Source organism: Serratia sp. L9 (assembly GCF_050632285.1).
In the GTDB taxonomy this organism is placed as follows: Bacteria; Pseudomonadota; Gammaproteobacteria; order Enterobacterales; family Enterobacteriaceae; genus Chania.
On the sequence record NZ_CP192591.1, the window covers coordinates 4,912,730 to 4,938,010 of the forward strand.

A 25,281-nucleotide genomic window follows, 5' to 3' on the forward strand; every position below is an offset into this window, starting at 1 on the left:
CTCTCCTGAGGCAAGGCTAAAAGGCACCGGCGATAGGGTGACGGGCCACAAAATGCCCTGGCCCCACCTGCACTAAAGGTGCGGTAACGGGTTCGTCGCCCAGCGCACGGATTGGGCTGGGTATCTCATCCACCAGCAGCGGCTGGCGTTTATGCGCATGGGCAGGATCGGCCACCGGAACGGCGGCCATCAGCTTACGGGTATAGGCATGCTGCGGGTTTTCGAATACGGCACGGCGCGGGCCAATCTCAACAATCTGGCCGAGGTACATCACCGCCACGCGGTGACTGACGCGTTCCACTACCGCCATATCATGGGAAATAAACAGAAATGCGATCCCCAACTCACGCTGCAAATCGAGCAGCAGGTTGACGATCTGCGCCTGTATCGATACGTCCAGCGCGGAAACCGCTTCGTCAGCAATCACCACTTTCGGGTTGAGCGCCAACGCACGCGCAATGCAGATACGCTGGCGTTGCCCACCGGAAAACTCATGCGGATAACGGTGCGCATGCTCCGGTTTTAGCCCCACGCGTTCCAAAAGCCACGCCACCCGTTTTTCTGCTGCCTGGCCGCGTGCAACGTTATGCACCAGCAACGGTTCCATAATCGAGAACCCTACGGTCAGGCGCGGATCGAGGGAAGCGTAAGGATCTTGAAAGATAAATTGAATATCACGCCGCAAATGCTGCAGGGCTGCGCCTTTCAACTGATTAATCTGTTGGCCATTGAACATGATAGTGCCGTGCTGGCTGTCGACCAGCTTTAGCAGGGAACGGCCTGTGGTGGATTTGCCGCAGCCAGACTCCCCCACCAGCCCCAGCGTTTCACCAGGGTAGAGTTCAAAGCTGACGTTCTCGACCGCATGGACACGGCGTGTGACGCGGTTGAAAACCCCGCTGCGCAAGTCAAAACGCGTGACCAGATCCCGCACCTGCAGGATTGGTGCCGCTCCCGCAGGGATCGTGTCTTGCGGCTGGTTATTTTCTTCGATCCCCGGCAAGGGGAATTTAGCCGGGAAGTCTTTATTGGCCATAGCGCCCAATTGCGGTACCGCCGCCAACAGCGCCTGCGTATAGGCCTGCTGTGGGGCGGCAAACAGTGAACGCACGTTCCCCTGTTCGACCTTCTCCCCCTGGTGCATCACCAGCACCCGATCGGCAATTTCTGCCACCACACCCATATCATGGGTGATGAAGATCACCCCCATCTGCATTTCCTGCTGCAACACGCGGATCAACTGCAAAATCTGCGCCTGAATGGTGACATCCAGCGCGGTGGTGGGTTCATCGGCAATCAGTAATGCGGGTTTGCACGACAGGGCCATTGCGATCATCACCCGCTGGCGCATGCCGCCAGAAAGCTGGTGCGGATAGCGGCCAAGTACGTTCCGGGCTTCAGGAATGCGCACCAGATCGAGCATATTCAAGGCTTCACGCTTGGCGCTGCGATGGTCCATGCCCTGATGCAATCTTAAAGATTCGGCGATCTGCTCCCCCACCGGGAACACCGGGTTAAGCGAGGTCATGGGTTCTTGAAAGATCATCGCCATATCGGCACCGCGCAGGGTGCGCAAAGTGCTCTGCTTCGCCTTGGCCAGATCGAGCACCTGGCCATTACGGCGACGAAAATGCATCGTGCCGCTGGTCAACTCGCCGCCGCCCTGCTCCACCAGGCGCATCAAGGCCAGCGAAGTGACCGACTTGCCCGAGCCAGACTCGCCGACGATAGCCAGAGTTTCACCACGATCCACCTCAAAGGCCAGATGGCGCACCGCTTCCACCACCTCGCCTTCCTGGCGGAACTGCACGCCAAGATTATTCACCGCCAACACCCGCTGCGGCAACAACATCAGCCCGCTATCGGCCTGTGGCGAGATGAGGGTATCGGTCATGCGGCCTCCCGGTAAGCGTTCAGCGATAGATACCGATTGAAGGGGCATCACCGACATAGCCAAAGCCGCGGTACATACCTTCGCTGTTGAACGGCAACGCTACGTTGCCAAAGCGATCGATGGCAATCAGGCCACCGCTGCCGCCCATCGCCAACAGCTTTTCCATCACCACTTTGTCACAAGCCTGTTGCAGGCTTAACCCGGCATATTCAATCAATGCGGAAACATCATAAGCCGCGACGCTTCGCATAAAGACTTCGCCGGTACCGGTGCTGGAAACCGCCACCGTGGCGTTATTGGCATAGCAACCTGCACCAATAATCGGCGTATCGCCAATGCGCCCGGCCTGTTTGTTCGTCATACCGCCGGTTGATGTGGCTGCCGCCAGATTGCCCAAGGCATCCAGCGCCACCGCGCCTACGGTGCCAAATTTACGATCGGGATCCAGCGGTTCACCGCCCAGAGCCGCTGCACCGTCGTGATTGAGCAGCACCCGGCCCTGATCCGCTTGAGCGCGGTGCAGTTGGTCAAAACGTTCCTGGGTAAAGAAAAAAGTGGGATCGACCATTTCCAGGCCGTGAGCGGCAGCAAACTTTTCTGCCCCTTCTGCGCCAAATAACACGTGACTGCTGTTTTCCAGCACGGCACGTGCAGCCAGCACCGGATTACGTATTCGGCTGACTCCGGCTACCGCTCCGGCATCACAGGTTCGGCCATCCATCACGCAGGCGTCCAGTTCATGGGTCCCCTGATGGGTAAATACCGCACCCTTGCCAGCATTGAACAGTGGGCACTCTTCCAGCAATCTTACCGCTTGCGTCACCGCATCCAGCGCACTGCCTCCCTGGGCCAAAATAGCCTGGCCAGCGGCAACAATGTCGGAAAGCGCCTGAATATAATCCTGTTCCTTTTCGGCACTCAATGCCGCACGGGTAATTGCTCCCGCGCCACCATGAATGGCAATCACTGGTTTGCTCATTGATCTGACACCCTGTGTTAATCCTGAGACACCCGCGATAATTCAAATTGCCACCGCGGGTCGCAACGTGAAAAACAGGGGGATAATTATTATTCTGCCCGTTTCGACTATATTTAGCGCGGCAAGTGATGTAAAGCGCAAACTGGCCAACCCGCGTTAAGCATAGTCTGTTTAATACCCGTCGCCTTTCAAGCTACAGCGTCGTTCCCTGCATTCTCTCATCCCCAGCTCCAGGGATGAGATAGCGGGGCACCTGGCTGTCATTTGAAATTCCTGGGGTATAGATTGTTTTGACCTTTGTAAGAATTTAATGGAATATAAACAACGGATTATTCGCTGCTCCAGGTATTGTTAAAATAACCCACCGGTTTATTCATCACCCGTGGTCAGAATGCTCTAATATTCAAAAACCGGAACCTGGCTGTTGCAAAAACTCCAGCTCTTCTAGCGTGGATTCTCGGCCTAATATCGCGTTGCGATGCGGATATCGACCGAAACGGTCAATAATCGCTTTATGACGTAATTCAAATTCCAGCTGATCGCCGTTATTTAATTCGCTAAATAGCACCAAGGCCTGCTGGTGGATTGCCGCCGATTCGGAATGCATAAAAGGCAAGTAGAGAAAACCACGCTGTTCAATGCTCAAAGTTTCACATAACCCGCTGGCGATCGCTTCCTGCGCCAGCACCAGCGCCATTCCATCGCAGGAAAAGGAGCGTGGCGTATTGCGAAACAGGTTACGGCTGAATTGGTCGAGTACGATAATTTCCGCCAGCCTGCCATGGACGGTATCCCGCCAATGTGCCAGCTCGCCCTGGGCCGCTGCGTGCCACAGCTGGCCGAAACGCGTATGTAGCAAACGGTCGAACTCATCGTCCTTTTTAAACCACATCACCGGGTCAATCTCTTCGAACCAAAAGTCTAAAATCTGTCTGTGCATCATCGCCTCCCATTGTTTACTTCAGCATAGCATCCTTCATAATACCCCCACTTTACCGCTATTTTTTCGTGCACACTGATTATTGTGCATTTGCCCTCCCCTTCGGGAAGAGGGTTTAGGGGAGGGTAAAAAGAACACCCAGCCAAGGCCCCTCCCCCAGACAGGGGGCTGATCATTACGCATGGGTTCCTCTCCCAATGGAAGAGGAACGTTGCCACATACAGACCGCTGATTATTGAGCTTTTTATTGCTTGAATGACCAGCATGACACGCTGATTACGGAGCTTTCTTTATGGACCATTGCCATACTTCTGACCTCATTTCCCTTGAGCAGGCGCTGGAGAAAATGCTCTCCCAAATCACGCCATTGCAACAGACCGAATCTATCGCGCTGACCAACGCCGCGGGGCGAATTACCGCCGCTCCAGTGATTTCCCCCATTGATGTCCCGCCCTTCGCCAATTCTGCGATGGACGGCTACGCGGTGCGTATGGCCGATTTGAGCAGCAACACCCCCTGCCAGTAGCGGGCAAGGCGTTTGCCGGGGCGCCATTTAGCGACGTTTGGCCAGCGAATACCTGCATCCGCATCATGACCGGTGCCCCTATCCCGGCAGGAAGCGAGGCCGTGATCATGCAAGAGCAGGCACAGGTGAGTGAGGCTGGTGTGCTTTTCACTGCGCCAGTAAAAGTGGGGCAAAATATCCGTCTTGCGGGTGAAGATATCCTGCGTGGGGCCAATGTCCTGCCCACCGGGGTAAAACTGGGTGCAGCCCAGTTGCCTTTGCTGGCATCACTGGGCGTTGCCAATGTTCAGGTAATGCGCAAGCTCAACGTGGCGGTTTTCTCAACAGGCGACGAACTACAACCTGTCGGCCAGCCTTTACAAGCCGGGCAAATTTACGATACCAACCGCTTTGCCGTGCGCCTGATGCTGGAACAGCTCGGTTGCACCGTGATCGATCTGGGGATCATCCGCGATAATCAGGAGGCGTTACGCGCCGCCTTTATCAAGGCTGACAGCGAAGCCGATGTGGTGATCAGCAGCGGCGGTGTTTCCGTCGGTGAGGCCGATTACACCAAACAGATGCTGGACGAACTCGGTAAAATCGGCTTCTGGAAGCTGGCCATCAAACCCGGCAAGCCTTTTGCTTTCGGTAAACTCCAGCACGCCTGGTTCTGCGGCCTGCCCGGTAACCCTGTTTCTGCCGTATTGACCTTTTACCAGTTGGTGCAGCCGCTGCTGGCAAAACTGGCTGGCCACAGCGAATGGCAAAAACCAGCCCGCCTGAAAGCGCGCGCTTTGACGCCACTGAAAAAATCGCCGGGCCGCCTGGATTTCCAACGCGGCATATTCAGCAGCAACGCCGCTGGCGAACTGGAAGTGAGCACCACCGGCCATCAAGGCTCGCATGTATTCAGTTCCTTCAGCCAGGGTAACTGCTTTATCGTGCTGGAACGCGATCGCGGTTCGGTAGCCGCCGGTGAAATGGTAGAGATCGAACCTTTCAATGCCCTGTTGAGGAACTGATTATGCTGCCGGAACTGACCGATGCAGAAACGCTGCGCTATAACCGCCAGATTGTGCTGCGGGGCTTTGACTTTGACGGCCAGGAAAAGCTCAAGGCCGCACATGTGCTGATCGTCGGGCTCGGCGGGTTAGGCTGCGCCGCAGCCCCTATCTGGCAGCCGCTGGCGTTGGCCATCTGACATTGGTTGATTTCGACACCGTTTCTCTTTCCAATCTGCAGCGCCAGATCCTTCACCGGGATGCGCGCATTGGCATGGCAAAGGTGGAGTCATCACGCATCGAGCTGAGCGCGATAAATCCGCATATCCATATCGATACCTTTAGCAATCAGTTGGACGACGAGCAGATGGCGCAGCAGATCGCCGCTTGTGATGTGGTGCTGGACTGTACCGATAATGTGGCCACCCGCGATATGCTGAACCGCCTTTGCCATGCGCAGAGCAAGCCGCTGATTTCCGGTGCCGCCATCCGCATGGAAGGCCAACTCAGCGTATTTACCTATCAGCCCGAAGAACCCTGTTACCGTTGCCTGAGCAGACTGTTTGGCGAAAATGCCCTTACCTGCGTAGAAGCCGGTGTCATGGCCCCCTTGGTGGGCACCATCGGCACCTTGCAGGCAATGGAAGCCATCAAGCTATTGGCGGGATATGGCCAGCCGCTGGTGGGTAAATTGCTGATGTTTGATGCCATGAGCATGCAGTTTCGCGAAATGAAACTGCCTAAAGATCCACGATGTGAAGTGTGTGGCTGAGCGATCAGAAAAGATTAAAAAATGGGCCGTCACGACGGCCCATAAGCTTTCAGCGGTGCTGAATCAGACAATACCCTGGCTACGCAGATAATCTTCGTAGTTGCCGGTGAAGTCGATCACCTTGTTCGGTGTCATTTCCAGAATGCGGGTTGCCAAAGAGCTGACGAACTCACGGTCGTGGGAAACGAAGATCAGGGTGCCTTCGTACATTTCCAACGCCATGTTCAGCGACTCGATGGATTCCATATCCATGTGGTTGGTAGGTTCATCCATAATCAGGATATTAGGACGCTGCATCATCAACTTGCCAAACAGCATGCGGCCTTTCTCACCACCAGACAGCACCTTCACGCGCTTCTTGATATCATCCTGGCTGAAAAGCAGACGTCCAAGCACGCTGCGCACTGCTTGCTCATCGTCCTTTTCCTGCTTCCACTGGCTCATCCAGTCAAACACGGTCTGGGTATCGTCGAATTCGTATTCGTGATCCTGAGCGTAGTAGCCGATCTTGGCGTTTTCAGACCATTTCACGGTGCCGTTATCTGGCTGCACGTCACCTACCAGCGTTTTCAGCAAGGTAGATTTACCGATACCGTTAGGCCCCAGGATGGCGACTTTCTCGCCCACTTCAACCATCAGGTTGAATTTACTGAACAGAGGGCCGTTATCGAAACCTTTTGCCAACGCTTCCACTTCCAGCGCATTACGGAACAGCTTTTTGTCCTGCTCGAAACGAATAAACGGGTTCTGGCGGCTAGAGGCTTTCACTTCGTCCAACTGGATCTTGTCAATCTGGCGGGCACGAGAAGTGGCCTGTTTAGATTTGGAAGCATTGGCGCTAAAGCGGCTGACGAATGACTGCAGTTCGTTGATCTGCGCCTTCTTCTTGGCGTTGTCGGCCATCAAGCGCTCACGCGCCTGGGTTGCTGCCGTCATATATTCGTCGTAGTTACCCGGATACACGCGCAGTTCGCCGTAGTCCAGATCCGCCATGTGGGTACAAACCATGTTCAGGAAGTGACGATCGTGCGAAATAATAATCATGGTGCTGTTACGTTCGTTCAGCACCTGCTCCAGCCAGCGGATGGTATCGATATCCAGGTTGTTGGTTGGTTCGTCAAGCAGCAGGATTTCGGGATCAGAGAACAGCGCCTGCGCCAGCAAGACACGCAGTTTGAAGCCTGGAGCGATCTCGCTCATCGGGCCGTAATGCTGTTCAACCGGGATCCCCACGCCAAGCAACAGCTCACCGGCACGTGCTTCAGCGGTGTAACCATCCATCTCGCCATAGGCCACTTCCAGATCGGCCACTTTATAGCCGTCTTCTTCGCTCATCTCCGCCATGGCGTAGATGCGATCGCGCTCTTCCTTCACCGCCCACAGTTCCGTGTGGCCCATGATCACGGTATCCAGCACGCTGAACTGTTCAAAAGCGAACTGATCCTGGCGCAGTTTACCCAGGCGCTCATTCGGATCCAGGAACACGTTACCGCCGCTCGGCACCAGATCGCCGCCGAGGATTTTCATGAACGTCGATTTGCCGCAGCCGTTGGCCCCGATCAGACCATAACGGTTACCGCCGCCAAACTTGACAGAGATGTTTTCAAACAATGGCTTACTGCCGAACTGCATAGTGATATTGTTAGTGCTTAACACAGCGCTCGCTCTTAATTTAATTGGGAATGTGATTTGGCGCGCATTATGCCATAACGGCGGTGAGAGATCGCGGGGATTTTTGGTTGATATTTGAGCGCAAATAAACGTTAACCGACTTGCGCCTAATAACCATACAAAGTCAAATGCCATTACAGCGCTTATTTTTTGTTACTCGCCTGCCCCTGGCTGAGCAGGCGAGTAATTCTTATCAATGGGAATAACATAAGCTAATGTGACAGTAGCAATGATTGTGCCGCCGATATAAAGCACTCTCTCCATTATTGTGTCAAAATGAAAAAAGAAATACACGCATAGCAGAAAGCCGATGGAGCCTAGCAAGTGAATCAGAGTGTTTGCTATAGTGAAACACACTTTGTCTTTAAATTTTTTTCCCATTTAGCTCTTTCTCCACAAATGATACTATTTTATTAAACGGTTCTTGGCCATGTTTCTGCCTAACCGTGAGTACATCAACAAATGGTTGAGGGACGATAAGGTCTATTCATTTGGTGTCAAGCACACTTGAGAAAACGTGCTTGTTTATTGTCATCATGAGCATAAACTTATCTCTTTTACAAATTTATCAGGCGCCATCCAAGATGTTCTTTGACATACGTCATACCCATTACCTTTAAGCTTATTATCGATATATATCGATGTAAACAAACTAATAATGGTGCCAATTATTGCTAAAATAGCTAATGAACTCGCTAATTTATTATTCATCTTCGCTTGTTTATCTGTTATTGCCGAATAAGATACCAGATGGGATTTCATCAGCATTGAATCCCTTCAATTGAGTCTACACCAAGGTGTTATAGACGATAACAGAACGGGATCCTATGATTTTTATCAGACCCACATTCGATTTTATTTAATGATTATGGCTAAAGTGGCCCGCCTGGTAGCAGATAATTGATTTCATTATCTCTAATTGCAAAAAACGCATGCGCAATAACTATTTTTAATAAAAATGAAATTCAAACAATGAATGAAATAAGCGTTTTATTTGAAAATGCGGCACTCAGCCTAGGGCCAAAATAGCCGAAAATCGGGATCAAGGGAACGTATTCAGCGCATTTCTAACGCCAATTCATTTAACATCTCAATAAATGCCCGCACAGCAGCACTGCGATAACCTTCTTTGCGCTGTAACAGCAACGCGTTACGTGCAGGCATCGGGATCGCCAGAGGGATTGGTCGTAAAAGCGGATTATCCCGCGCAATGGCCTGCGGCAAAATGGTGGCAAGCTGGCCCCGGCGCACAATTTCCACGATGGCACCAATTGCGTTGGCCTCCATCGCTACGTATGGAGTAATACTTTGGTGTTGGCAATAGTCATCCACGTAAATGCGTGTGGCGAAATCACGGTTCAGCAGCACCATTGGCAGTTGTTGCAGCTCAAGCGCGCTCAGGGTATCGCGGCGATTGGCGAGGTGATGCCCTTCACCCACCACCAGTTGCAACCTCTCCGTAAACAACATGCTGGCTTCTATATCTAGCGACTGAACAGGATCGAAAGCGATACCGATATCCAGACTATCGTCGCAAAGCAATGTCTCTATCTTATCCTGCGTCATCTCCTGGATATTCAGCGTAATGCCAGGGTAAAGCCGAAAGAAACGGTCAACCAGCGGGCCAATCAGATAGGCAGTAAAGGTGGGCGTCATTGCCAGGCGCAGGCTGCCACGCTCCAGCGTTGCAACGTCCTGGATCGCCCGCTTTCCGGCATCCAAATCCTGCAACGCCAGGCGGGCGTAACGCATCCAGGCCTCACCGGCATCCGTTAGTTGCACTTTCCGCCCCGAACGATCAAACAGCGTTGTTTGCAGAGACTCTTCCAACTGTTTGATTTGTTGTGACAAAGTGGGTTGAGAGACATGTAACACCTCGGCCGCTCTGGTGAAATTCCCCTGCTCTGCCACCGCCAAAAAGTAACGAATGTGCCGAAGTAACATAACGCCTCAAACTATTGGTAAAAACTATGGACATTATTATAAATAAGTCTTGGACCCTATAGCCAGAAAAATCCATTCTTGCACTCATTGATGAGCAGGCAACAAATTGATGGAGATAATATGCAAGAGGTAATTGACGGTTTTCTCAAATTCCAGCGTGAAGCCTTTGTTGAGCGTACAGAATTGTTCAAACGCCTGGCGAACAGCCAGAGCCCTCATACCCTTTTCATCTCATGTTCCGACAGCCGTCTGGTACCGGAACTGATTACCCAACGCGAACCGGGCGATCTGTTCGTGATCCGTAATGCGGGCAACATCGTCCCGTCCTTCGGACCAGAACCGGGCGGTGTCTCGGCCTCAGTGGAATATGCCGTTGCCGAGCTGGGCGTGGAAGACATTGTCATCTGTGGCCATTCAGATTGCGGGGCCATGACCGCCATTGCTACCTGCAAATGCCTTGATCACATGCCTACCGTTGCCCATTGGTTGCGCTACGCCGATGCCGCCAAGGCGGTAAATCAGGCCAACGAACATGCCAGTGAACATGAGCAAATCAACGCGATGGTGCGTGAAAACGTGATTGCGCAACTCACTAACCTCAAGACTCATCCTTCGGTCGCTCTGGCGCTCGATCGCGGCAACCTTAAGTTACATGGTTGGGTCTACGATATTGCTACCGGTTGCATTGACGCTCTGGATGGTAATACCCGCCGCTTTGTACCGCTGGCAAGCAACCCGAGGGTGACAGCTAGCCCTTCTATTCAACGTTTTTAATTATTTCAACCCCATACCCTATGGATTTCAAATTGCAGCCAGTTACTCAGATGACTCATCCCCTGGAGCTGACTCAGTCAGTGACTGGGGTGAATGAGTGCGGTAACAACGCTGCGGCTTGAAAGACGACGGGAATATTCGGAGTCAATATGACACAGTCATTACATACCGCTTTAACTCGCCAGACACTCACCGATACTATTCTGGATGCCAAAATCCGTAAAAACCTGACCTTTGAGGCCATTAATCAAGGGACTGGTTTAAGTCTGGCGTTCGTGACAGCCGCTTTGCTGGGCCAGCACCCATTACCAGAACAGGCGGCCCGCCGGGTGGCAACAAAACTGGATCTGGACGAAGACGCAGTGCGTTTGCTGCAAACCATCCCATTGCGCGGCAGCATCCCTGGCGGAGTGCCAACCGATCCCACCATTTACCGTTTCTACGAGATGGTGCAAATCTACGGTTCAACGCTGAAAGCCCTGGTTCATGAGCAGTTTGGTGACGGTGTGATCAGCGCGATTAACTTCAAACTGGATATCAAAAAAGTCCAGGATCCCGAAGGGGGTGAACGCGCAGTGATCACGTTGGATGGCAAATACTTGCCAACTAAACCGTTCTGATAACCGCGAATAAATATGTATTAATCGGCCATTGAGTTATTATCTCAACCAATTAAAATACGTGAAAGCATTAGAAGAAAACCTATATTAGGGGGCGGATAATGGTGCCGCCTCCTTTTTTACTTATAAAGGATTTAAGCAAGACATAAACAGGAAATTTCCCGAAATAAGGGTATACAAATACATCACGGTTGACTGATAAATTAATTAATCACTATAATTACAATGTGTTGATTTGAAAAGATATTCATACATCACTCTGGTTTAATGAATTGAATAAGGATATTTTATGAAAAAATTAGCCTCATCCAAGGCTGAGAATATCATTGGCGGGCTTTTCCTGGTGCCGGATGAAATGAGCTGCACATCGGTGTATAAAAAGGAGAATCCGGGCAATCAGGTAAATTGTTACAGATACTCAGACTGCTCCAATAAGTTTGGTGATTCCTCTGTCATCCGTGAAGTGGTTAACATGAATAACTGCCTGTTATAAAAAGCCGCGTCATTAAGGATACGGTGCAGAAGTGCCGTATCCTTTAAAATTATTGCCTTCTGTCGCAACGCTTATTGTTACTATTCACCCTCTATACCGAGATAAATTTATTCTATGAGTACGTAACGCGCTGGTTGATGAATAATCCCTCAAATATATTGAATCCAGCACCTGAGTCTGGGCACAGAGTGTTTCAACCATGGCAATCCCGGCTGTCTAAAGGGGCCTGCTCACGCGGTTCAAGCCCATAATCACGCACCACCTCGGCAACCCGCAACCGGTAATGCTCCAATACCTCATGCCGCCCACGCGCCTGCGCTTTACGATGTTGCTCCAGGTTGCGCCACTGTTGTACCGCCTGCTCGTCACGCCAGAATGACAATGACAACAATTTTTCCGGTTCACTCAGGCTCTGGAAGCGCTCAATTGAGATAAAACCCTCTATCTCTGCCAACAGCGGTTTCAGTTCGGCTGCCAGCTCAAGGTAGGTTTCCTGTTGCCCGGCGGCAGCCCGTAATTCAAAAATCACCGCTATCATCATTATTCTCCTCGGCAGGATAAAATTCAGGAATGTGTGCATACGCAAAGTGCGCGGATCGACAAAGTAGCATTTAATCATATTCGTGACCCGCTAGACAGCAGACGCTAAAGCACATTTTGGTCTATCGTTTTACCCCTGCAGCGCGCTAGCTTTGTTGCAATACTCAATGGGTAATCTGTTTTACGAACCCCGTAAAATCCGAGGAGTCATCATGCTCAGTCTTTCGCAGTTCCCGATAACCCAACGCTGGCCTGCCAAACATCCAGAGTTGTTGCAGCTATATTCACTGCCAACCCCCAATGGGGTGAAGGTTTCCATCATGCTGGAAGAGATTGGGCTGCCTTATGAAGCCCATTTGATCGACATTGGCAAAAATGAAACCTGGACACCGGAATTCCTGTCGCTAAACCCGAACGGCAAAATCCCGGCCATTCTCGATCCCAACGGGCCGGATAGCAAACCCTTGGCGCTGTTTGAATCAGGTGCAATCTTGCTGTATCTGGCAGAAAAATGCGGCCAATTGTTACCCCAGGATCCAGCGCGGCGTTACGAAACCCTCCAGTGGGTCTTTTTCCAGATGGCCGCCGTCGGACCAATGTTCGGCCAGCTCGGCTTTTTCCATAAATTCGCCGGGCGCGAATATGAGGACAAGCGGCCATTGGAGCGCTATCAGAAGGAGTCCAAACGCCTGCTTGGCGTGCTGGAAGAGCGCCTGATAAGGCGCAACTGGATGATGGGCGACGAATACACCATTGCTGATATCTCCTTACTTGGCTGGGTCCGCAACCTGATTGGCTTTTACGAAGCCCGCGATCTGGTGGATTTCGACAGCTTCCCGGCAGTTGGCCTTTGGCTGGAACGTGGATTGGCGCGGCCAGCCGTACAACGCGGTATCAATATCCCGGCTCGCGAAGCCTGATCACGTTTTAGGATAGCCGCTCAGGCTATCCTTCCCTCTCTTTTGTTCGTCATAAAAATGTCACTTTCCTGCTCTACTCTCCCCGGTAACAAAACCATGCCAAACGTATTTTTGTATTACGACAAGGAGCTCTACTTATGCCGCAGTCTGTTTCCCTGATCGCCGGTGCCGTATTGTCCGCACTGCTATGCACCACCGCCCTGGCTGAAAGCGCCCCCATCGACAGCAACCCGCTAACCCACCGCGCAGCGCGTGGTGATATTACCGAACCTGGCGGTGCACGCCGTCTGGCGGGGGATCAAACTGCAGCACTGAAAGCCTCGTTGTCGGATAAAACCGTCAAGAACGTGATCCTGTTGATCGGTGATGGCATGGGTGATTCAGAAATTACCGGCGCACGCAACTATGCCGAGGGTGCCGGTGGCTACTTCAAAGGGATTGATGCACTGCCACTGACTGGCCAATACACCCACTACTCGCTGGATAAAGAAAGCCATAAACCCGACTATGTCACCGACTCTGCCGCCTCGGCCACCGCCTGGGCAACCGGGGTGAAAACCTATAACGGCGCATTGGGTGTCGATGTTAACGGCAAAGATCAGCCCACCATTCTGGAGCTGGCCAAAGCCGCAGGTAAAGCCACAGGCAACGTCTCGACGGCAGAATTGCAAGATGCCACCCCGGCGGCTCTGGTGTCACACGTCACCGCACGCAAATGCTATGGCCCAGAAGAAACCAGCGAGAAATGCGCCAGTAATGCGTTGGAAAACGGTGGGCATGGCTCTATTACCGAACAGTTAATCAAAACCCGCGCAGACGTCACGCTGGGCGGCGGAGCAAAATCCTTTAACCAGTTAGCCAAAAGCGGCGAATGGCAGGGAAAAACGCTGAAAGAGCAGGCTGCTGCATTGGGTTATCAATGGGTGGAAACTGCTGAAGATCTCAGCGCCATCAATATCGCCAATCAACAAAAACCTCTGCTGGGTCTGTTTGCACCGGGTAACATGCCTGTGCGATGGAAAGGGCCAAAGGCCTCTTACCACGGTAATATCGATAAGCCCGCCGTCACCTGCGAAAATAACCCAGAACGCAGCGCCAATGTGCCAACTCTGGCGGCCATGACTGAAAAGGCCATCGACCTGCTCAAGCACAACCCCAACGGTTTCTTCCTGCAGGTGGAAGGAGCTTCCATCGACAAACAGGATCATGATGCCAACCCTTGCGGCCAATTTGGTGAAACGGTCGATCTGGATGAAGCGGTACAAAAAGCGCTGGAGTTTGCCCGTGCCGATGGCAATACGCTGGTTATCGTCACTGCTGATCATGCTCATTCCAGCCAGATCGTAGCCGCCGATACCAAAGCTCCGGGGCTGACCCAGGCGTTAACCACCAAAGATGGCGCAGTGATGGCCATCAGCTACGGCAACTCGGAAGACAGCTCGCAGGGCCATACCGGCACCCAGTTGCGTATTGCCGCTTACGGCCCGCACGCCGCCAACGTAGTGGGGCTGACCGATCAGACGGATCTGTTCTTCACCATGCGCGATGCCATGAATATCAAGTAATTAACTTAATAAGCTAACAACATAATCCGTTCTCTCTTCATCACGAAGAGGGAACGTATCCTCAACCACCGCGCTATTCCCCTGCCACCAGTAGAGCATTTTTCGCCACCCCGGTTTACCAAGATGAGACTTGCGTAACCTGTCTGCCGAGCCTATTATCAAAGAATAAACTTGGATTATTAGACCTCTTTTGACGCTGGCTGAATGTCGTCCCTGCAGGAGAATTTAAACAATGGATCGCGCCGATATCATTCACGATTTAATGAACTGGATCGAAACCCACCTGGATCAACCTCTGCTGCTGGATAACGTGGCGGCGAAATCAGGCTATTCCAAATGGCACTTGCAGCGGATGTTCCGCAGCACTACTGGCCATGCCCTCGGTAGCTATATCCGCGAACGCCGTTTGTCGCAGGCGGCACAAGCGTTACGCACCACGCCACGCCCGATCCTGGATATTGCCCTGCAGTTCCATTTTGACTCACAGCCTTCATTTTCTCGCGCCTTTAAAAAGCAGTTTGGCAAGACTCCGGCGGTTTATCGCCGCACGCCGCAGCGGGATGGCACGGTGTCACGCCCAGCAGACATCACGCCATTATCCGGCCATCGCCACTCTTCACCTAGCCTGCAACGCCTGTATAACCGCCAGTGCGTCGACGATAACTGCACCAACTGGATGGGGCAGCGCTAAAAAGTAAAAGGCCAACGGGTCACCCATTGGCCTGCGGTGGCGCCTGGCCTTACTCAGTTATATTCAAGCGTAAAAGTGGCAATCGACTTTAGCGTGCCGCCCTTTATCCTGGCCGCGGTTTGGTAGTAACGCGCTTTCAGCGGCAAGGTGATCGTGTTGGTCTGGTTGGCGATAGTATGCCCAGCATAGACCGAAGCCCCGTTTTTGATTGGCGTTGAGTCCTTGCCGTTCAGCAACTGCACGGACACACCGTTGGCCGCATTGGTGTCTTGCAGGGACTTTAATACGCCCGGCGCATTTGAAGTATCCGGGGTATAGTCGAAACGCACATTCACCAGGCCTTCACCCGCGCCACCGGGCAACAGCTCGGTTCCCGTACCACCAACACAGTTGATGTTGAGTGAGAAATCCTGTTCTGCCGCCGTGCTGCCAACACCCTTAAATGCTGCCGAAGCCACCGTGCTCAGATTGATAACCTTGTTTTTAGACCCCGCATCCACCGAGCAAGACGAGGTCACAATGGTAATGCTGTTAGCCAGAACGTGAGAAATCAGGATCGGTTTTGACGGGCCTGTGCCATCAGCGTAGTAAGAAGAGTACTGCCCAGGGGCCAATGAGCCGGTGCCAGTATTCGGGGCAATCTTGATCACCTCAACCACAAAGTAACCTTCCGCCAGATACACCGCGCTGTTACGATAAATCTCGTGCGGATAGTATGCCCCTTCCTGGGTTCCGATCTGACGGTAAAGACGGATCCCCACCCCCGGCACGCTGGTTGTCCAGATTTTGTCGCTGACCGAGCTTGGCCCCCTTGCAGAATGCGCCCAAACAGGGTGCTGTTACCGGAGCAGGAAATACTGTTGTTACGGCGAATATCGAATTTACCGGTAGCAAGGATATCGCCCACTTTGCTGGTCGGGGTAATCAGCACCCGGCCAACGTTCATAACGATATCCTGCGGGTTATTGGTGGTCACCCGGCATTGGGCATAGGCCATCTGCCCCGCCGACATCAGCAATAAAAACAGCATGGCTTGTTTAGGGCGCTGGCGCATGCCGGTGAGTTTGCGGATCAGGTTAATCATTTGCAGCTTGCCTCGATAATTTCGTAATCAGTGCTGTTCTGTGCCTGCGCGCTATATTTCACGGCACATTGTTGTGTTGGCTGAGTGCCCCATTTGACGAACAGCAATCCCTGTAATGCTTCGGTACGCAGATAGATACGGCTGCCCTGGCCGACGATACCCACCACTTGGTTACGGGTATCCAACACCTCTGCGCCAAACGGTAACGCCGTGCCATTCGGGCCCAAGGCATGAATAATCAGCGCCTGACCCTTGATGGTTTTGAACTCCAACTTGGCTATTGCGCCAGCGTAAGGGGCAACCTGCTGGCTGCTGCTTTCCAACTCGACATCACGCGACATACCGTTGGGATCCAACGTCACGCTCGTCATCCGGTAAGGCGCAACATAAGGCACCACCGCATAGCCGTTGTCATCAATACGCACCCCTGGCGTATTCGTGACGATCGCACCTGCAGCGTCCGGCGCTTCAATCAGCACCATGGTCTGGCCGCGTTGTGGCGTCATGGTCACGCCGCCGCTATGTGCCACCACGCTGCCGGAAGCCCCGATAGAGGACTGGCGGAAGTCACGGCCATAGCTGTAGGAACCATTCATGGTGGCGAAGCGGCTACGATATTCGCCACTCACGCTGCTGTTGGTTCCGCCACTGCGATCGTTAGCCAAGGTCGCGCTGTAACTGAGGTTGTTATCTTCACCGGTTGAACCATTGATACCGATACGGCTGCTGTCGTAACCGCGATCGGTATAAGCCAGCGCACTGTTCAGGCTGATATTCTGCGTGCCCACGTTGAATGGGATCGAGAAGTTAAGGTAATAACGGGTTTCATCACGGTTATTGGTATCGGTGGTGCGCATGGCGGACAAACCATAGGTCACGCGGCCAATAAAATTGTTGTAACCAATCTGATACTGCTTGGAGGTGCCGCCACGGTTCCAGTAATCACGCACCGAACCGGTGAGATACAGTGAACCCAGGCTGCTCCCTAACCCTTGGTTGAGCGTGAGTTGGTACTCACTGCGCTGGCGATTGATCGCATTGGCACTTAGCCCTCTTCTCTCGTTATCCCGGGCGTACACCGCATCACGCAGCGAAAGATAGCCAGAGGTCGAATAACGGTAAGCCGCAATGGTGAAGTTGGTATTGGTTTCCGACATCAGTTTGCTGTAGCTGATCTTGTAGCTCTGGCCAGACATATCCCCCTGTTTCAGGCGAGTGTTTGCCTGCGTAACATCCACCGCAACGGCCCCTAACGGGGTGGCTACTGCGCTGCCCAACAGCACCGCGCTGTAACCGTCACTGACGGTAGCTCCGGTATAGCCTGTCAGAATATTGGTGAACCCGCGTTGATAAGTCGCCTGGAACATCTCCGGCTCTTTGCTCAAATTATCATCACGCACGCGTCCTGCGGTTAACGCATAACGCTGGATCCCCGGGCGCAGCATCTGCGCCACCGAGGCGTAAGGCACGCTGAACTGGCGCACGCTGCCATCGGCTTCATTGACCGTCACGTTCAGATCGCCGCCGTAACCGGTTGGGTAAAGATCGTTGATAACGAACTCCCCGGTGCCACCGTGGTTTGATAGATCAGCTGATTGTTCTGGCGGATTTCCACTAACGCATTGCTTTGCGCCATACCGCGGACTACCGGCGCATAACCGTTAAGGGAATCTGGCAACATGCGATCGTCAGTGGCGATCTGCGCACCACGAAAACCGATAGAATCGAAGAAATCACCACTGGTAAACGCATCTCCTAACGTCAACATACCGCGCACACCCGCAATAGCGCGCTGCGCATAGGTCGCGGTGTTCTGCCAGTGGGTGCTTTCCTGGCTACGCCAGTTCACATTCGAGTCGTGATGCAACTGCCAGCCGGCAATATTCAGCCCGGCATTCAACGTCAGATAAGCATTGGTGGAATCTGCATTGCCCCCGGTATTTGAGCTGTGAGAGTTGAAGGCGTTGAAGTTATACGACAGGAAACCCGCCGTGATCCCGCGATCCCAGAATTTAGGGTCGACATAGCCACGGGCCGTGCGGCGCAATGCCGCCTGCGGAATACTGACATCCATACGCAGCGTGCTGGTATCCAGGCGATAAGACGCTTCCGGCACCCACTGGCTCAGCGATTTGCAGGTCGTGGTGGCTACGGAAGGATCGCTGCCCATTGCGGCGGTATCTACGCCAAACTCTTCAAGAGACAGCAGGCCAAAACAGGTTTCGGCACTGTCTTTACCTGGCACGCTCTTGAATTCAATATTCTTTTTGCCTTTCCATTCGCCGTTGACGTAAACATCCAGAGAATACTTTCCCGCCAGCACCGGATTACCGTCGCGAAAGCGCGAAAGGTCCACACCCTGCGCTTGCCCGACCAGGAAATTGCTATTGAAAGTCGCCTCGACCGGCGTATTGGCAGGTTTGGCAGTAGCCTGAGCGGCTGCCCAGACCACCATCGGGGAGGCCAGGCAGAGTGCGCCCCCGGTCAATAACAGGATGGATTTGTAATTGAAAAGTGCCGATTTAATGGCGGCAGAGATAGGTAACTCTTTCATATCCATGCATTCCTTTACCAAATTAAGCGTCCCCCTGTCAGCAGACAACGCGCAGCAGCCTGGGGCTTTTTCCAAGAGTTACTGCTGCTTGTTTTTGCTGCGGTTAACCCGGCCACCAAAGTCATTGATTGTGGTGAACTCAATGTCAGTAATGCGCGAACTGTCACCGGAAAAGGCCAGTGTTTTTCCTGGCCGGGAGCCAGCATGTCGCCGTGCGAGGCCAGCGCGCTCTTCTTCTGATTGGTAATGGCATTAATTTCGGTGAAAGAAACATAGAACGGCGTTGGGTTTTTCACTTTTACGCCACCCGCAACGTAGCTCCACTGCAATTTCTCTGGGGCATCATTAGCTTCACCGCTGAGATTTGCCGGGCGATAGAACAGTTTTACGCGGGTTCTGAAAGCCACCTGCAGGAAGTTTTCCGGCGTGGTATCGGTTGCCGTCCCGGTTGGGGCTGGGGGATTTCCAGCACGTTCAACCAGAACAGAGATTCTTTGTTTTGCGCCAGCGCGGTGGTCGTCAGCGAAACACGCAACGCCTGGCCACTATTGGGTTCAACCCGGCTGATTGGCGGGGAGACAATAAACGGCGCTTTGCTGTTTTCCGGCGTGGTTTCCGCATTGCCTTCATCAATCCAGGCCTGGATCAGCGCCGGAGAATCCCCGTTATTTGAAAGTTGAACCGTCACTTCCCGCTGCTTTGCAGGATAAATAACCCGCGTACCGTTAATGATGACACTGGAAAAAACGCTGCTGCTGAAAAGCACGGCCATCAGCAATACGCTGTATTTTTTAAATGAATTTTTCATTTTCTAGTCACTACGGAAGGAATATGGGGGAATATTATCTTCCCGCCAGAATATACCCGTCACCTTTCAAGCTGTAGCGTGGTTACCGGCAATCACTCACCCCAGGCACTGACTTAAGTCAGCGCCAGGAGATCAGTGAGTTGGGCGCGTAGCGGCAACTTGCAATTCATCGGGTATATGTCAGATGAATTTCAAATCTCAGTAATAAACTGTTATTAAAAATTCAAAGTAATAAGAATATTACTTATTGATAGATGATGGTGTATTGCACGTTAGAGGTCACGTCACCCGCACCAGCAGCAGCAGTTGCGAAATATTCCGCATAGTAATTCAGATCGGCTGAATCACCATCGTTGGCAACAGCAACCCACTGGGAGTTAGCCTGTGCACCATTGTTGCTTGCCGCCAGAATTGGCAGGAACTGGTTATTTTCACCCAACAGCTGAATTTGCACGTTGGTTGCCGCATTGGTTTTGGTTTGGTTATTCAGGCGGCCAGTTTTGAAATCAACAGTCGCACCAGGCTCGAAATAAGTTGCTACCTGCCCTTTAGAGCATTTAGTCAGGTTAATTGCGAACGGAGTACGGCCCGCAGTGGCACTTACCGCGCCCAAAGTAGAAGAAGATACGGTCGGCAGTGTAACGGTAAAGTCTTTTCCGCCTGGGGTGCTGATAGTACAAGTTTGGTCAGTCACTTTACCATTGAAAGTAATAGTGCCATCAGCCGCTTGTGCAGACAGAGAAGAAATAGCAGCAGTAGATACAGCCAGTGCTAATACAGTAGATAATTTAGAGATTTTCATATTTAGACTCTCGATGAATTAATACAGCTATAAAGTACATTCAACGATGCTACTCCCTGTCAGGAATGAAGCCCGATGAATCCATTACCCGGCGAAATATAGACCAAGAGTATTCTTAATGGTAAATCGTTTAAAACATTCACAACCGCATTCTTGATAGGAAAAAACTATCAACAAATACTTATCGATCGATGTTGACGATTTAACCAAATAAGAATAATCTTTGTTTTGAAAACCAGGCAGGTCAAACATCTTGCGTAACGGCAGTTTAAACAGTGAATTATTCTGTATATTTACATTTTGTAATTTTTGACGATCCTATGATTTCACTGGAAAACCAGTCTGTTAGAGCAAATTACTGCCAAATGGCCAACTGCATCGTTTAAATAAGAATATTACCAATAAACGGCTCAATTAAATTAAGTTTATTGTTGAAAATCATAATGATAAATATCAATCCAAGGTTTGGGAAATGCGTGGTTCCTTTAGAGCTAAAAATAGCGGGATTAATTATGTTTTTCAGCCAATGTTCGCAAAATCCGGGCAACTTCTGGCTGTAGAATGTTTGTCTAGATTTGCTTTCAATAGTGCGTTTGCGCACTTTTCACCAGAACAGTTCTTTCAGCAGGCAGACCGTGAAACACGCATTGAAATTCTGCTTGCACAGGTTGATTTGATTGCGAGAAATAAAGCCTGGTTTCAAAAAATGAAGTTATGGCCACCATAAATGTGGATGACCATTCCCTTAGCTCTCTGGCTAACAGTTCGTTGGCAGAAAAGGTTCAAGGTATTCGCTGTATTCATTTCGAAATCAATGAGCACGCCAGCAGGTTGGTAAAAAACCGCGTCCATAGCGATCCCGCTTTAAACGGTTATTCGTTCTGGCTCGATGATTTTGGCTCTGGCTATGCGGGTTTTTCTGCACTGTATAACAGCCGTTTCCGCTTCGTTAAACTCGATCGCCTGTTGCTTTGGGATTTTATGCAAAAACCCGGTGGTGATGGCCTCATGCACGCGTTATTGCGTTTTTTTCACCTTAATCATTACCAGGTGATTATCGAAGGGGTAGAAACCTTTGAGCAAAAAAATGGCTCGAGGACATGCCATATTATGCGCTACAGGGCAAGTTGTGGAAGGAATTCAATATACAGGATTTGAACCTGCTTCTTACAGCTGAATACTTTTAACTCATTTTTGGTATAACTTTTTATGTCTAAAAACAGTGTTCTTGTTGTTAGTGAGTGTAAATACAGCTACGTCGGGCTTTCTGTGCTGTTGAAAAAAATTACGGCAAGTACGATATCAGGCTGTTTTCAGATTTTATGCATAACGGCACAAAAGCCGAAAAAATCGTCAAGCACGATATTGCGTTGATTTTTACCTCACAGAGCCTGGAGCAAAGCGTCAACGTGATCGAAAGCCTGGTCTCCATGCACCAGCAATATAATACCAACACGCGGATCCTGGTGTTTTATGACGATATTCGTGTGGTGAATTTGTTAGCGATCCTCGGTATCTCCGTAGAACTGGTCTCTACCCGTACCCCGCTTTATTTGCTGCAGGAAAAAATTGAGAATCTGTTAGAAAGCCAAGAGTCCGGGCGGATCAAAGTGCAGAAAACCCGTGAACTGAGCCCGGCGGAAAGCGATGTGATCTTTAACCTGCTGCGGGGCGATAGCCTGCTGCACATTGCCGCCAAACGCGGGACGCACCCAAAGACCATTTTTTCCCAAAAATACAGCGCGTTAAAAAAGTTACGTTTACGCAATATGAGCACCATTTTTGTCGCCAGCAAATAGTTTTTGTCGGCGAGCTCCATTTTCTTTAACGCTATCCTGACGGAGAGACCAAAACGCGCTTCGTATTCTCGAGGTGGTTACTGGTAATAGGGCAGGTCCAAACCAAGCGAGAGTCTGGCTGTATTTTGTTGAAACTTCAGAGGATGGAACGTTCGTTCACCCGGGGCTTCTTTATACCTTTCCTGTTTGATATTTAAAGACAAACTTTGCGAAGCACCGATTAGTGATTTTACAGAGAAATCAAACGCATACTTTTTTAATCGGGAATGTCCCCGGCGGCAAACGCCGCCGGGGTTGACGGATTTACTGGCTCATCGCGTCTTTCTTCATACTGTCTTTGGCCATAGAGTCTTTCTTCATACTATCATGCTTCATAGCCTCCTTACCCATCGGATCTTTTTTCATACAATCCTTGCCCATACACTCTTTTTTCATACTGTCTTTTTTCATGCCATCTTTAGCCATCCCATCATGGGACATTTGGCTCTCCCCACTCTTGTGCATCGCGTCTTTGCTCATGCTATCTGCCGCATTGGCACCCGCGATACCCAACATCAGCGCGCTACACATCATCATTGCAAATAACTTTTTCATGGTCTTTCCTTCTGTCATTAAAAGCACTAGTCATGGCGTGGAATAGTTCGGCAACAATCAACTGCCGCCAAACCAGTTGTAGCCTTGATCTTCCCAGTAACCGCCAGGGAAATGGTTAGTCACTTCGATCGCTTGTATATGTTTCGGATTCTTATAGCCCAGCTTGGTGGGCATACGCAGTTTCATCGGGTAGCCATATTTGCGTGGCAGGATCTGCCCGTCATAGGTCAGCGCCATAATGGTTTGTGGGTGCAGCGCGGTGGCCATATCAATGCTGGTGTAATAATCGTCGGCACACTTAAAGCTGATATAACGGGCGTTCAGATCGGCACCAATGGCCTGCAGGAATGCGGCAAACGGCACGCCCCCCATTTGCCGATGGCGCTCCAGCCTTCCACACAGATATGGCGTGTAATCTGGCTGATCTGCGGCATCTGGTGTAGTTGGGCCAGCGTCCAGGGCTGTTTGTGCAGCACCAACCCGGCCACTTCCAGCCGATAGTCATCACCGTTGATATCCGGTGCCTGCTCCTCGGAATAGAAAGCGTTGAATGGGAAGGGCCGGGTGATCATCGATTCCGCATACACCGGGGCCAGATGGTCGGCGTTAAATAACCAGCCCTGAACCCGATCGTTAAAGCGTGAAATCCCCGTCAAAGCCTGTTCTACCTGGGTGTTATCGCTAAGATCACAACCGGTCAGCATCGCTATCCCCCCAGCGTTAACCCATTGCGTAAAAAGCGGCGGCGTGATGAGGATGCCAGTTGGCGCGCTAACAATCGCTGCGCTTCCTGCACAATGTCCTGGCTTGCGCTCAGGCTAATCGGTGGTTTTTCCGGTTTCATCAGGCTCTCCTTAACGTCCGCGCAACATGGCTAATAAAGTACGCGGCACCAGCGCCACCATTATCAGATGTATCACCACAAACCCCACCAGCGCAGCCATGGCAAAGAAATGCACATAGCGAGCCGCGTCGTACCCCCCGAGCAACATACGCAACAGCGGGAACTGTACCGACTTCCACAGCACCAGGCCGGAAAGCACCAGCAGGATGCTGTCGGCAATCACAAACAGATAGGCTGCCCGCTGCACCATGTTGTAGTGACGTAAATCGGCGTGTTGCAATTTGCCGCGCAATGCGGCCCACAGGTCGATAAAAAACTGCCGTGGGCTAAGCGGCCAGAACTTGCGTTTAAAGCGGCCACTGAACAGATTAATCAGCAGGTAACACAGGCCATTAATGCCAAACAGCCACATCCCGGCAAAGTGCCACTGCAGTGCCCCCCAGCCAACCACCGAGGGTGAGTTCGTTGATGAAACTAAAGTTAAAAAGTGGCGAAGCGTTATAAATACGCCACCCGCTGGTGACCATTATCAGCATCGCCAAGGCATTCAACCAATGGGTCAGCCTGAGCCACAACGGGTGAACAAGCCTCGGTTTTTCCGGCATGATAGCTATACTCATCTGCACCCTCCGCCCCTGTTGTTTCTGGTGAATGCAGTATTCAACGGATTTGTTCCCCAAGACCTCACGCAGAGTTAAATAAAATGTGATAACTCCGGGCGTGTCGGTTGTGTAGACTTTATTAAAGCCAGAAAACCACGGTGGGGATAAATGGATAAGGCAAAACGAATTTTGATCGTTGAGGACGACGGCAATATCGCCGAATTGCTGCAGTTGCATCTGCGCGACGAAGGCTATGACATCAGCCATGCCGCTGATGGCAACCTGGGCATGGCGATGCTGGAACAGGGTGGATGGGACGCGCTGATCCTCGATCTGATGCTGCCGGGTATTGATGGCCTGGAGATCTGCCGCCGCGCCCGCAACATGGCCCGCTATACGCCGATCATCATTACCAGCGCTCGCTCCAGTGAAGTCCACCGGGTGCTTGGCCTCGAACTTGGCGCAGACGACTACCTTGCCAAACCCTTTTCCATGCTGGAGTTGGTCGCCAGAGTCAAGGCCCTGTTCCGCCGCCAGGAAGCGATGGCCCGCAACCTGCGTATGGAAGCTGGAACCTTAAGCTTTGACGGCCTGGTGATTGATCCCATCGCCCGCGAAGTCCAGTTGAACCAACAATCGATAGAACTGACCCCGCGTGAGTTCGATCTGCTGTATTTCTTTGCCCGTCATCCCGGTAAGGTGTTCTCCCGTCTGAGTCTGCTCAATCAGGTTTGGGGCTACCAGCATGAAGGGTATGAACATACCGTCAACACCCATATCAATCGGCTACGCATCAAGATAGAGCGCAACCCGGCAGAACCCGAGCACATTCTCACCGTATGGGGTATGGGCTATAAATTCGCGGCCTTCCCGCAAGAGTGA

23 protein-coding genes and 6 pseudogenes are annotated in these 25,281 nt (G+C 51.7%); 12 read left to right on the top strand and 17 right to left on the bottom strand.

Annotated elements, in window-relative coordinates; genetic code table 11:
* Positions 1-16 precede the first annotated feature (16 nt).
* From ACQ86O_RS23310 to ACQ86O_RS23320, 3 genes are all read right to left on the bottom strand, one after another.
* Entirely contained in the window at positions 17-1,894 is a 1,878-nt protein-coding gene (locus ACQ86O_RS23310; protein ID WP_431223060.1) for a dipeptide ABC transporter ATP-binding protein, read from the bottom strand.
* A 19-nt stretch (positions 1,895-1,913) separates the two neighbouring features.
* Complete coding sequence (locus ACQ86O_RS23315) at positions 1,914-2,873, bottom strand: isoaspartyl peptidase/L-asparaginase family protein (protein ID WP_431223061.1); 960 nt, start codon at positions 2,871-2,873, stop codon at positions 1,914-1,916.
* Between the two features lie 403 nt (positions 2,874-3,276).
* On the bottom strand, positions 3,277-3,813 hold the full coding sequence (locus ACQ86O_RS23320) for a DUF924 family protein (RefSeq protein WP_431225808.1): 537 nt from the start codon (positions 3,811-3,813) through the stop codon (positions 3,277-3,279).
* 292 nt (positions 3,814-4,105) lie between these two features.
* On the opposite strand from ACQ86O_RS23320, the pseudogene moeA reads away from it, so the two are divergent.
* Positions 4,106-5,343, top strand: a pseudogene (gene moeA, locus ACQ86O_RS23325) (molybdopterin molybdotransferase MoeA).
* A 2-nt stretch (positions 5,344-5,345) separates the two neighbouring features.
* Positions 5,346-6,094: pseudogene (gene moeB / locus ACQ86O_RS23330) on the top strand (molybdopterin-synthase adenylyltransferase MoeB).
* Positions 6,095-6,157: 63 nt separating this feature from the next.
* Here the strand turns inward: moeB and ACQ86O_RS23335 are convergent.
* The 3 genes from ACQ86O_RS23335 to cynR form a co-directional block, all read right to left on the bottom strand.
* Positions 6,158-7,750, bottom strand: coding sequence for an ABC-F family ATPase (locus ACQ86O_RS23335; protein ID WP_431223062.1), 1,593 nt, complete (start codon positions 7,748-7,750; stop codon positions 6,158-6,160).
* Between the two features lie 549 nt (positions 7,751-8,299).
* Entirely contained in the window at positions 8,300-8,533 is a 234-nt protein-coding gene (locus ACQ86O_RS23340) for a DUF1240 domain-containing protein (protein WP_431223063.1), read from the bottom strand.
* A gap of 288 nt (positions 8,534-8,821) precedes the next feature.
* Positions 8,822-9,709 carry a transcriptional regulator CynR gene (gene cynR / locus ACQ86O_RS23345; protein ID WP_431223064.1) on the bottom strand — a complete coding sequence of 296 codons (888 nt, stop codon included), beginning with the start codon at positions 9,707-9,709 and terminating at the stop codon, positions 8,822-8,824.
* 120 nt (positions 9,710-9,829) lie between these two features.
* Between cynR and ACQ86O_RS23350 the strand changes: the two genes are divergently transcribed.
* From ACQ86O_RS23350 to ACQ86O_RS23360, 3 genes are all read left to right on the top strand, one after another.
* Entirely contained in the window at positions 9,830-10,483 is a 654-nt protein-coding gene (locus tag ACQ86O_RS23350; protein WP_431223065.1) for a carbonic anhydrase, read from the top strand.
* 149 nt (positions 10,484-10,632) lie between these two features.
* Complete coding sequence (gene cynS / locus ACQ86O_RS23355; protein WP_431223066.1) at positions 10,633-11,103, top strand: cyanase; 471 nt, start codon at positions 10,633-10,635, stop codon at positions 11,101-11,103.
* 289 nt (positions 11,104-11,392) lie between these two features.
* A complete protein-coding gene (locus ACQ86O_RS23360; protein WP_431223067.1) occupies positions 11,393-11,596 on the top strand; it encodes a hypothetical protein in 204 nt (67 codons plus the stop codon).
* A gap of 193 nt (positions 11,597-11,789) precedes the next feature.
* Here the strand turns inward: ACQ86O_RS23360 and ACQ86O_RS23365 are convergent, their stop codons facing one another.
* Positions 11,790-12,134 carry an antibiotic biosynthesis monooxygenase family protein gene (locus tag ACQ86O_RS23365; protein WP_431225809.1) on the bottom strand — a complete coding sequence of 115 codons (345 nt, stop codon included), beginning with the start codon at positions 12,132-12,134 and terminating at the stop codon, positions 11,790-11,792.
* A gap of 214 nt (positions 12,135-12,348) precedes the next feature.
* On the opposite strand from ACQ86O_RS23365, the gene ACQ86O_RS23370 reads away from it, so the two are divergent.
* The 3 genes from ACQ86O_RS23370 (at position 12,349) to ACQ86O_RS23380 (ending at position 15,312) form a co-directional block, all read left to right on the top strand.
* On the top strand, positions 12,349-13,056 hold the full coding sequence (locus ACQ86O_RS23370; protein ID WP_431223068.1) for a glutathione S-transferase N-terminal domain-containing protein: 708 nt from the start codon (positions 12,349-12,351) through the stop codon (positions 13,054-13,056).
* A 137-nt stretch (positions 13,057-13,193) separates the two neighbouring features.
* Positions 13,194-14,621, top strand: coding sequence for an alkaline phosphatase (gene phoA, locus ACQ86O_RS23375; protein WP_431223069.1), 1,428 nt, complete (start codon positions 13,194-13,196; stop codon positions 14,619-14,621).
* 232 nt (positions 14,622-14,853) lie between these two features.
* Positions 14,854-15,312 (top strand): helix-turn-helix domain-containing protein, encoded by a 459-nt coding sequence (locus tag ACQ86O_RS23380; protein WP_431223070.1) that lies wholly within the window; start codon positions 14,854-14,856, stop codon positions 15,310-15,312.
* A gap of 53 nt (positions 15,313-15,365) precedes the next feature.
* On the opposite strand, the gene ACQ86O_RS23385 is transcribed toward ACQ86O_RS23380, so the two are convergent.
* The 7 genes and pseudogenes from ACQ86O_RS23385 to ACQ86O_RS23415 all read right to left on the bottom strand — a co-directional run bounded on the left by ACQ86O_RS23385 (position 15,366) and on the right by ACQ86O_RS23415 (position 20,560).
* The gene (locus ACQ86O_RS23385; protein ID WP_431225810.1) at positions 15,366-15,830 is read right to left on the bottom strand and encodes a fimbrial protein; all 465 of its coding nucleotides are present in this window, start codon (positions 15,828-15,830) and stop codon (positions 15,366-15,368) included.
* Positions 15,831-15,902: 72 nt separating this feature from the next.
* Positions 15,903-16,396: pseudogene (locus ACQ86O_RS23390) on the bottom strand (fimbrial protein); the annotation flags it as partial.
* Positions 16,393-16,737 (bottom strand): FimD/PapC C-terminal domain-containing protein, encoded by a 345-nt coding sequence (locus ACQ86O_RS23395; RefSeq protein ID WP_431225811.1) that lies wholly within the window; start codon positions 16,735-16,737, stop codon positions 16,393-16,395. The gene ACQ86O_RS23395 and the pseudogene ACQ86O_RS23390, both read right to left, overlap by 4 nt.
* Positions 16,720-18,956, bottom strand: a pseudogene (locus ACQ86O_RS23400) (fimbria/pilus outer membrane usher protein); the annotation flags it as partial. The pseudogene ACQ86O_RS23400 and the gene ACQ86O_RS23395, both read right to left, overlap by 18 nt.
* Positions 18,957-18,964: 8 nt before the next feature.
* Positions 18,965-19,357 (bottom strand): fimbrial biogenesis chaperone, encoded by a 393-nt coding sequence (locus ACQ86O_RS23405; RefSeq protein ID WP_431223071.1) that lies wholly within the window; start codon positions 19,355-19,357, stop codon positions 18,965-18,967.
* Positions 19,336-19,758 carry a fimbrial biogenesis chaperone gene (locus ACQ86O_RS23410; RefSeq protein ID WP_431223072.1) on the bottom strand — a complete coding sequence of 141 codons (423 nt, stop codon included), beginning with the start codon at positions 19,756-19,758 and terminating at the stop codon, positions 19,336-19,338. The genes ACQ86O_RS23405 and ACQ86O_RS23410 overlap by 22 nt, the downstream gene beginning before the upstream one ends.
* A 244-nt stretch (positions 19,759-20,002) precedes the next feature.
* Positions 20,003-20,560, bottom strand: coding sequence for a fimbrial protein (locus ACQ86O_RS23415; RefSeq protein WP_431223073.1), 558 nt, complete (start codon positions 20,558-20,560; stop codon positions 20,003-20,005).
* A 472-nt stretch (positions 20,561-21,032) separates the two neighbouring features.
* Between ACQ86O_RS23415 and ACQ86O_RS23420 the strand changes: the two genes are divergently transcribed.
* From ACQ86O_RS23420 to ACQ86O_RS23430, 3 genes are all read left to right on the top strand, one after another.
* Positions 21,033-21,287 (top strand): hypothetical protein, encoded by a 255-nt coding sequence (locus tag ACQ86O_RS23420; RefSeq protein WP_431223074.1) that lies wholly within the window; start codon positions 21,033-21,035, stop codon positions 21,285-21,287.
* Complete coding sequence (locus ACQ86O_RS23425; protein ID WP_431223075.1) at positions 21,275-21,718, top strand: EAL domain-containing protein; 444 nt, start codon at positions 21,275-21,277, stop codon at positions 21,716-21,718. Before ACQ86O_RS23420 ends, ACQ86O_RS23425 begins: the two co-directional genes overlap by 13 nt.
* Positions 21,719-21,882: 164 nt before the next feature.
* A complete protein-coding gene (locus ACQ86O_RS23430; RefSeq protein ID WP_431223076.1) occupies positions 21,883-22,359 on the top strand; it encodes a helix-turn-helix transcriptional regulator in 477 nt (158 codons plus the stop codon).
* A 303-nt stretch (positions 22,360-22,662) separates the two neighbouring features.
* On the opposite strand, the gene ACQ86O_RS23435 is transcribed toward ACQ86O_RS23430, so the two are convergent.
* The 3 genes and pseudogenes from ACQ86O_RS23435 to ACQ86O_RS23445 form a co-directional block, all read right to left on the bottom strand.
* Positions 22,663-22,953 carry a pentapeptide MXKDX repeat protein gene (locus ACQ86O_RS23435; RefSeq protein WP_431223077.1) on the bottom strand — a complete coding sequence of 97 codons (291 nt, stop codon included), beginning with the start codon at positions 22,951-22,953 and terminating at the stop codon, positions 22,663-22,665.
* Positions 22,954-23,010: 57 nt separating this feature from the next.
* A pseudogene (locus ACQ86O_RS23440) lies at positions 23,011-23,797 on the bottom strand (molybdopterin-dependent oxidoreductase).
* A gap of 10 nt (positions 23,798-23,807) precedes the next feature.
* A pseudogene (locus ACQ86O_RS23445) lies at positions 23,808-24,417 on the bottom strand (cytochrome b/b6 domain-containing protein).
* A 150-nt stretch (positions 24,418-24,567) separates the two neighbouring features.
* Here ACQ86O_RS23445 and ACQ86O_RS23450 point away from each other — a divergent pair.
* On the top strand, positions 24,568-25,281 hold the full coding sequence (locus ACQ86O_RS23450; protein WP_431223078.1) for a winged helix-turn-helix domain-containing protein: 714 nt from the start codon (positions 24,568-24,570) through the stop codon (positions 25,279-25,281).